The sequence below is a fragment of the Helicobacter bilis ATCC 51630 genome (genome assembly GCF_000686565.1).
In the GTDB taxonomy this organism is placed as follows: Bacteria; Campylobacterota; Campylobacteria; order Campylobacterales; family Helicobacteraceae; genus Helicobacter_A; species Helicobacter_A bilis.
On the sequence record NZ_JMKW01000073.1, the window covers coordinates 1 to 6,885 of the forward strand.

At 38.0% G+C, this 6,885-nt stretch carries 4 protein-coding genes and 3 pseudogenes; 5 read left to right on the forward strand and 2 right to left on the reverse strand.

Annotation, left to right across the window (positions count from 1 at the left end; genetic code table 11):
* The 5 genes and pseudogenes from T368_RS15955 to T368_RS16890 all read left to right on the forward strand — a co-directional run.
* A pseudogene (locus T368_RS15955) lies at positions 1–353 on the forward strand (hypothetical protein); the annotation flags it as partial.
* A 111-nt stretch (positions 354–464) separates the two neighbouring features.
* Positions 465–4,112, forward strand: coding sequence for a carbamoyl-phosphate synthase large subunit (carB, locus tag T368_RS0110420; RefSeq protein ID WP_004085175.1), 3,648 nt, complete (start codon positions 465–467; stop codon positions 4,110–4,112).
* 83 nt (positions 4,113–4,195) lie between these two features.
* Positions 4,196–5,114: pseudogene (locus T368_RS14000) on the forward strand (DNA adenine methylase).
* 1 nt (position 5,115) lies between these two features.
* Positions 5,116–5,719 (forward strand): annotated as a pseudogene (locus T368_RS16885) (GIY-YIG nuclease family protein).
* A complete protein-coding gene (locus T368_RS16890; protein WP_230455598.1) occupies positions 5,720–6,010 on the forward strand; it encodes a hypothetical protein in 291 nt (96 codons plus the stop codon).
* A gap of 195 nt (positions 6,011–6,205) precedes the next feature.
* Here T368_RS16890 and T368_RS16895 read toward each other — a convergent pair whose 3' ends face one another.
* Together T368_RS16895 and T368_RS16900 are read right to left on the reverse strand one after the other, a co-directional pair.
* Complete coding sequence (locus tag T368_RS16895; RefSeq protein ID WP_004085168.1) at positions 6,206–6,541, reverse strand: hypothetical protein; 336 nt, start codon at positions 6,539–6,541, stop codon at positions 6,206–6,208.
* Positions 6,541–6,864 (reverse strand): GNAT family N-acetyltransferase, encoded by a 324-nt coding sequence (locus T368_RS16900; RefSeq protein ID WP_230455597.1) that lies wholly within the window; start codon positions 6,862–6,864, stop codon positions 6,541–6,543. The genes T368_RS16895 and T368_RS16900 overlap by 1 nt, the downstream gene beginning before the upstream one ends.
* Positions 6,865–6,885 lie beyond the last annotated feature (21 nt).

Sequence of the window (6,885 nt, forward strand, 5' to 3'; positions counted from 1 at the left end):
CAAAACAAGATTATAAAACAAGCATTGATAACTTGCAAAATGCATTAAATGATACAGACTTTAAAGCTACATTACTGCAAGGCTACAAACAAGTAACAGATGATGCAATTGAAAGCTTAGGACTTGATAATCAACTCACAAATACTTTAATACGAGAAACCCAAAAGCTAGAATCTAAAGCAAATATAAGCCTAAGCGAAGCCATAGAATTACGCAAAAATATAAATGAAATCATGCGAAATTATGAAAAAAGCAGCAGTGATTTAAAGAAATTTAGGGCAAATAAACACCTAGATAACATAAAAGATAATATCGATAATGCTATTAAAAATGCCTTAGATTCTAAAATATAAAGTGAGTTTTACTCACAACAACTAAGCGATATTAATGCACTCAATATAACAAAGTAATAAAGATTCTATTGTATAATTTTGCAAAAAAAGACAGAATCTTAAAGGATATATATGCCAAACCCCACACAACAAACCCAAAAAATTGCACCAAAACGCACCGATATTCACACGATTTTACTCATTGGTTCAGGTCCTATTGTCATTGGTCAGGCTTGTGAGTTTGACTACTCTGGCACACAGGCGGTAAAAACGCTAAAAGCTCTTGGCTATCGTGTCGTGCTTATAAACTCAAATCCAGCGACTATTATGACAGACCCAGACTTTGCGGATCGCACTTATATTGAGCCTATTACTGAAGAGATTATTGCGGATATTATTAAGCGAGAGAGCGTTGATGCGATTTTGCCGACTATGGGCGGACAGACAGCCCTTAATGTCGCAATGAGTATGTATGAAAAAGGAATGCTTGAGGGCATAGAGTTTTTAGGTGCAAAGCCTAGTGCGATAAAAAAGGGCGAGGACAGACAGGCTTTTAAAGAAGCGATGCTAAAAATTGGTATGGACTTGCCAAAATCCCGCTATGCCTACACAGAAGAAGAAGCCCTAGAGGCAGCAAAAGAGATAGGATTCCCACTTATTATTCGGGCTAGTTTTACCCTTGCAGGTGGGGGCAGTGGCGTGGCATATAATATTGATGAGTTTAAAGCGGTGGCTAAAAATGGCTTAGAGACAAGCCCCATTAATGAAATCTTAATTGAAGAATCCCTGCTTGGCTGGAAAGAATATGAAATGGAGGTTATACGCGATAAGTTTGATAACTGCATCATCGTGTGTAGCATTGAGAATCTTGACCCTATGGGTGTGCATACGGGAGATTCTATCACTATCGCACCAGCTTTAACACTCACGGATAAAGAGTATCAAAGAATGCGTGATGCAAGTTTTAAAATCTTGCGAGAAATCGGCGTAGATACCGGCGGGAGCAATGTGCAGTTTGCTATAAATCCAAAAAATGGCAGAATGACTGTTATTGAGATGAATCCGCGTGTATCGCGTAGCTCCGCCCTTGCAAGTAAGGCAACAGGCTATCCTATCGCAAAAGTGGCTACAATGCTAGCTGTTGGCTTTAGCTTAGATGAGATAAAAAATGACATCACAGGTACGCCGGCGAGTTTTGAGCCTAGCATTGATTATATTGTTACAAAAATACCCAGATTCACATTTGAGAAATTCCCACAGGCAGATTCCACACTCACAACGAGTATGAAGTCTATCGGCGAAGTAATGGCGATTGGCGGGAGCTTTAAAGAGAGTTTGCAAAAGGCGTTGTGTAGCCTTGAGACAGGCATTTTTGGGTTAAATCAAATCTGCAATGATTTAGAGACTATTAAAAAAGAGATTAGACGACCAAACGCAAATAGGCTGCTTTATATCGCCGAGGGCTTTGGGCTTGGAATGAGTATTGAAGAAATGCACGAGCTATGTAAGATTGATAAGTGGTTTTTACACGAGATAAAAGAGATTGTAGATTCTGAATCTAGTATTACTTCGCAGATTTTAAGTGACGAATCTCTTATGCGGCGGATAAAAAGCTATGGCTTTAGCGATAAGATGATAGCCCATTGGCTAAAGCATAATGATGGAATGGAGATAAGTGAGAGTGAAGTGTATCAGGCTAGAATTGGGCTTGGTGTGGAGTGTGTGTATAATGAGGTGGATACTTGTGCGGCGGAGTTTCCTAGTCTTACGCCGTATCTTTACTCAACAATAGGTAACTTTGTGAGTGTTGGCAATTCGGCTTTCACGCAATCTTTTGGGGAGTTTGAAAATTCTTTGTGCGGCAGCCCTTTGAGGCTAGCCTCCGCAGAATTTTCTGCACAACCCCAAAATCTTACGCAAAATCCTAGAATTGCGGATTCTGTAAATACAGAATGCCAAGATTCTAGTGATATGGATTCTAGCAACACAGAAAATTCTAGTATCGTGAGTGAAGTTCGTGGGTTATCAAAGAATTGTGCGGAGACTAGCCTAAAGGGCTGTCGCACAAGCAATTCTGCAGATTCCCGTGAAATTCACCACAAGACGAATTTTTCTAAGGTTATGATAATCGGCGGTGGTCCTAACCGCATCGGTCAAGGCATCGAGTTTGACTATTGCTGCGTTCATTCAAGCTTTGCCCTAAATGATCTAGGCATAAAAAGCATAATGTATAATTGCAACCCAGAGACCGTTAGCACAGATTATGACACAAGCGATGTGCTTTACTTTGAGCCAATTGATTTTGAACGCGTCCGGGCTGTGATTGAGAGAGAAAAGCCAGATGGCATAATCGTTCATTTTGGCGGACAAACACCCTTAAAACTTGCAAATTCCCTAACAAAAATCAATGCTAAAATCATCGGCACAAGTGCAAAAGTCATCGACACCGCAGAAGATAGAGAGAAATTTGCAAGTTTTGTAAATAATCTAGGGCTAAAACAACCCCAAAATGGCATAGCTTATGAGAAAGAACAGGCATATAGTGTGGCTAATAAAATCGGCTTTCCAGTGCTTGTAAGACCCAGCTATGTGCTTGGCGGACGGGCTATGCGGATAGTGTATGATGATGATGAGCTAAAGCAGTATATGGACGAAGTGATTGCTGTGAGTGATAGCTCTCCTGTGCTTATTGATAAGTTTTTGGAATATGCCATTGAGCTTGATGTGGATTGCATTAGCGATGGGGAGAGTGTGTATATCGGCGGGATAATGGAGCATATTGAAGAGGCGGGGATTCACAGCGGGGATAGTGCGAGTTCCCTGCCGACAATAAATATTAGGGAATCTATGCTAAAAGAGATAGAGCAAAGCACGGCTAAAATCGCCTTGAAACTTGGTGTAGTGGGGCTTATGAATGTGCAGTATGCAATCTATAATAATGAATTGTATTTGATTGAAGTAAATCCGCGTGCTAGTCGCACCGTGCCTTTTGTAAGCAAAGCTACAGGACTTCCTTTAGCTAAAATTGCCACAAGAGTTATGTGGAATCATAGTGTAAAAAAAGCAGAATCTAAAGATTCTACACTAGAAGAAGCGTTAAGATTTTATGATAAATATAATATGGTAAAAGAAGTGGGCTGTGTTGATATGGAATCTTTGAGTATAGATTCTAAGATAAATAAAATATTCACACATAAGCCATTAAAACATTTCAGCGTTAAAGAATCTGTTTTTCCTTTCAATAAATTGCCGGGAGCTGATTTACTACTAGGACCAGAGATGAAAAGCACAGGGGAGGTTATGGGGATAGGCAAGAGCTTTGCATTCGCATTTGATAAAAGTCAAAGTGCATGTAAGAATCCATTGCCAAAAAAGGGAAAAATCTTTATTTCACTAAGAAATAGCGATAAAAAACACGCCGCAGGACTAGCAAAAACCCTGCAAGAAATCGGCTTTGAGATTGTAGCCACGCTTGGCACACATAAGATTCTAAGCGAGGCGGGTATAGAGGCTAAGGCGGTGCTAAAAGTGAGTGAGGGCAGACCGCATATTAACGACATGATAGCAAACCATGAAATCGACATGGTAATTAACACAAGCAGTAATAAAGCCCAGCCAGACGCAAGGCTTATTAGAGAAGCCGTTTTGCGTACTAATATCCCATATTTTACAACCATTTCAGGTGCAAAGAGTGCCGCTATTGCTATGCAGGCAAATAGCAATGATAATGAAAATACAAGAGTTAGCACTAAAGCATTGCAAGATTATCTCAATGAATAAGATATAAAATAAAAGGATTATTTTGACACAAAGAATAAAACAACATACCTTATTCACCACTTGTGCTGTGACAAAAAAAAGAGATTTTTCTTCATCATGTAAAAGGCAAAAATCTTACTTATAAACGCTATACAAAAAGTCCTTTGCGTTATGGTGGGGGGTAAATCTTTAGCAGTGGGGCTAATTTTAGAACAGATTCCTAGTGATACAAAAAGACTTATTAGCCCATTTATTGGCGGTGGGAGTGTGGAAGTAGCGGCAGCTTTAGAGCTTGATATTGAAGTTTTAGCTTTTGATATATTTGATATTTTGGTGAATTTTTGGCAAGTTTTATGCAAGGATTCTAACGCACTTTACAATGAGCTTTTAAAACTTGAACCCACAAAAGAAAATTACGCAAAAGTCAAAAACGAGTTAAGTTTATTTTGGAATGAAAGGCATAAAAACCCTAACAATAAACCTAAGATAGATTTAGATTCTCTAAAACTTGCAAGAGATTATTATTTTAATTTTAATCTAAGCTATGGACCCGGATTTTTAGGCTGGATGAGTAAAATCTATGAAGATAAAAATCGCTATTTGAAAGCCTTAGAGAAAATTAGAGCTTTTAAAACGCAGAATCTCAAAGTAGAAATGGCGAGTTTTGAAGCGGTGTTTGAAAAATATCCTACTGATTTTTTCTATTGCGACCCGCCGTATTTTTTGGAAGGGGATTCTAAAATGTTTAAAGGGATTTATCCTATGCGAAACTGTCCTATTCATCACAATAGCTTTAATCACGAGCTTTTGGCAAAATGTCTTAAAAACCATAAAGGCAAGTTTATTTTAAGCTATAATGATTGCGAGTTTGTGCGAGAAGCTTATAAGGATTTTAAAATCTTAGAGCCAAAATGGCAATATACAATGGGACAAGGCGAAACAAGAATGGGTAAAAATCGCATTGAAAGGGGCGATGCAGACAACACCAAACAAAGCCACGAACTTTTGATTATAAAGGAGTGAAATGAAAATAGAGCAAGTAAAAACTGCATTTAAAATCGCTGATGTGGAATTTGTAAGCGGTAGCACAAAGCTTAATTTTAATTACTTAAAAGATTTAAAAGATGAAAATGGCAAGGCACTATCTCAAAAAATATTAAGTGAAAATGTAGCTAGAGTGTATCTTATTGTAGTAGATGGCGAGATTAAAAAAAATTGGTGGAAGCCAAGCCGCAGGGGGAATCAAAAGCACTTTAGAAATTTATAGAGACGGCGGAGTAAAAGGGCGTCCAAGCATTAGAAGTTTTGGCGTGTGGTATTTTCTCTATCACACGATTTTATAGGGTAAAAAAATAGAATTTTATATGATTTACCAAGAGAATTTTGAAAAAGAAGTCAAAGGGTTGTTTGGGCTGAAAAAAGTCAAAAATGTTTCTATTTCTTATAAGTTTATAGAGCAGTGTTGCGTGGAGGATTATTTAAGTGCGGAAAGCGAACACCCAGAATGGAATGTGCAAGAGCAAGGAGCAGACTGGCCACTTGAAATAAAAAACCAACACGCAGAACTTCAAGCTAACGCACAGAGTAGAGAAAAGAAAATCAAACGCAAGGAAGTGAATTTAAACTAAGTGTTTTCCGCTGCTATCCCAAGCCAAGCTAGATTCCTATGGACTTTGGCTTACAAACTCTCAACCGGCATAGAATTTAGGCTTAAATACAAGCTAGATTATGATGTCATTATGAATTATGAGCATATCAACACACAAGCTGAAATTATTGAAATATGCGATTATTTTTTTGATTCTGTGAAAAAGTCGCTTTTTGGCGTGTGTGATGAGCTTTCAATCTACACGCACCTTTCTTGCAGGAAGCCAAACAGACAGAGGGCAAAGGATTATCTCGCCTTGCTTAAGTCGTAAGCTATTTTTAGGATCTCTAGACGCTGTAATTTTAATATTGCGTATAAATGCCTGCAACCTATACGACAATATTATTTTCCCCAGCTATATAGATTTTCATCGATACAGCCTTACGCGCATAGCTAAAATAAGAAAGTTTCTTATGTCTCTCAAAGAAGTGTATTCTATCTTTTTTTGCTACAATACTGCTGTTTTTTACTGAATTTTCAAAGATTCTATAAAGCAATCTATATCAAGTGGCATAAACTTTAGATATTTCTGTTTAGTTTTCTCGTATTCTTGGCGTGTGAAATGGAAATAATAGTTTTGTGTATCCTCTGCAACAATACTTGCACCAAACTTTTGATGAAATGCAACTACGCTTTTATTTTCTTTTCTCACATCAAAATGACTTTGTGTGAATCCAAGCCCATAAAATGCAAACTCATAAACACAACAAACAGATTCTATTGCAGCATAAAAAGGTGCATTTTCAATAGTGATAAAACTCCCCCAACAAAAAGAATCCTCTAAAAAATCATAAAGACGCACTAAACCAAATAATGCTTCAAATCAGGCGGCACACGCTCTTCTATCATAAAGTAGTATTCCTTGCCTAAAGATTCACGCTTTTTGTAATCTACAATCCATTCCCTTTGTGCTCCAATCTCGCTATCAATAGGGTGCAAAAACCTTGCTTTATGCTGATTAGAACGCAACGATAAAATAAATTCCGCATCAAAACCCTCCACCAAACACAAAGTAATCTTGCGACCTTTTATCACCGCCATCATCGCACAACCCCTAAAAGCAATCGTTGCGATAAAAAGCATTGATACAATAGGGTAGTCAAACATTTTGCTAAAAGATTCCAAATAGCTACAAGGTATTCACCC

What these genes read in the sequence shown, in the direction of transcription:
- carB (WP_004085175.1), top strand. Translation starts at nt 465, where the DNA reads ATGCCAAACCCCACACAACAAACCCAAAAAATTGCACCAAAACGCACC.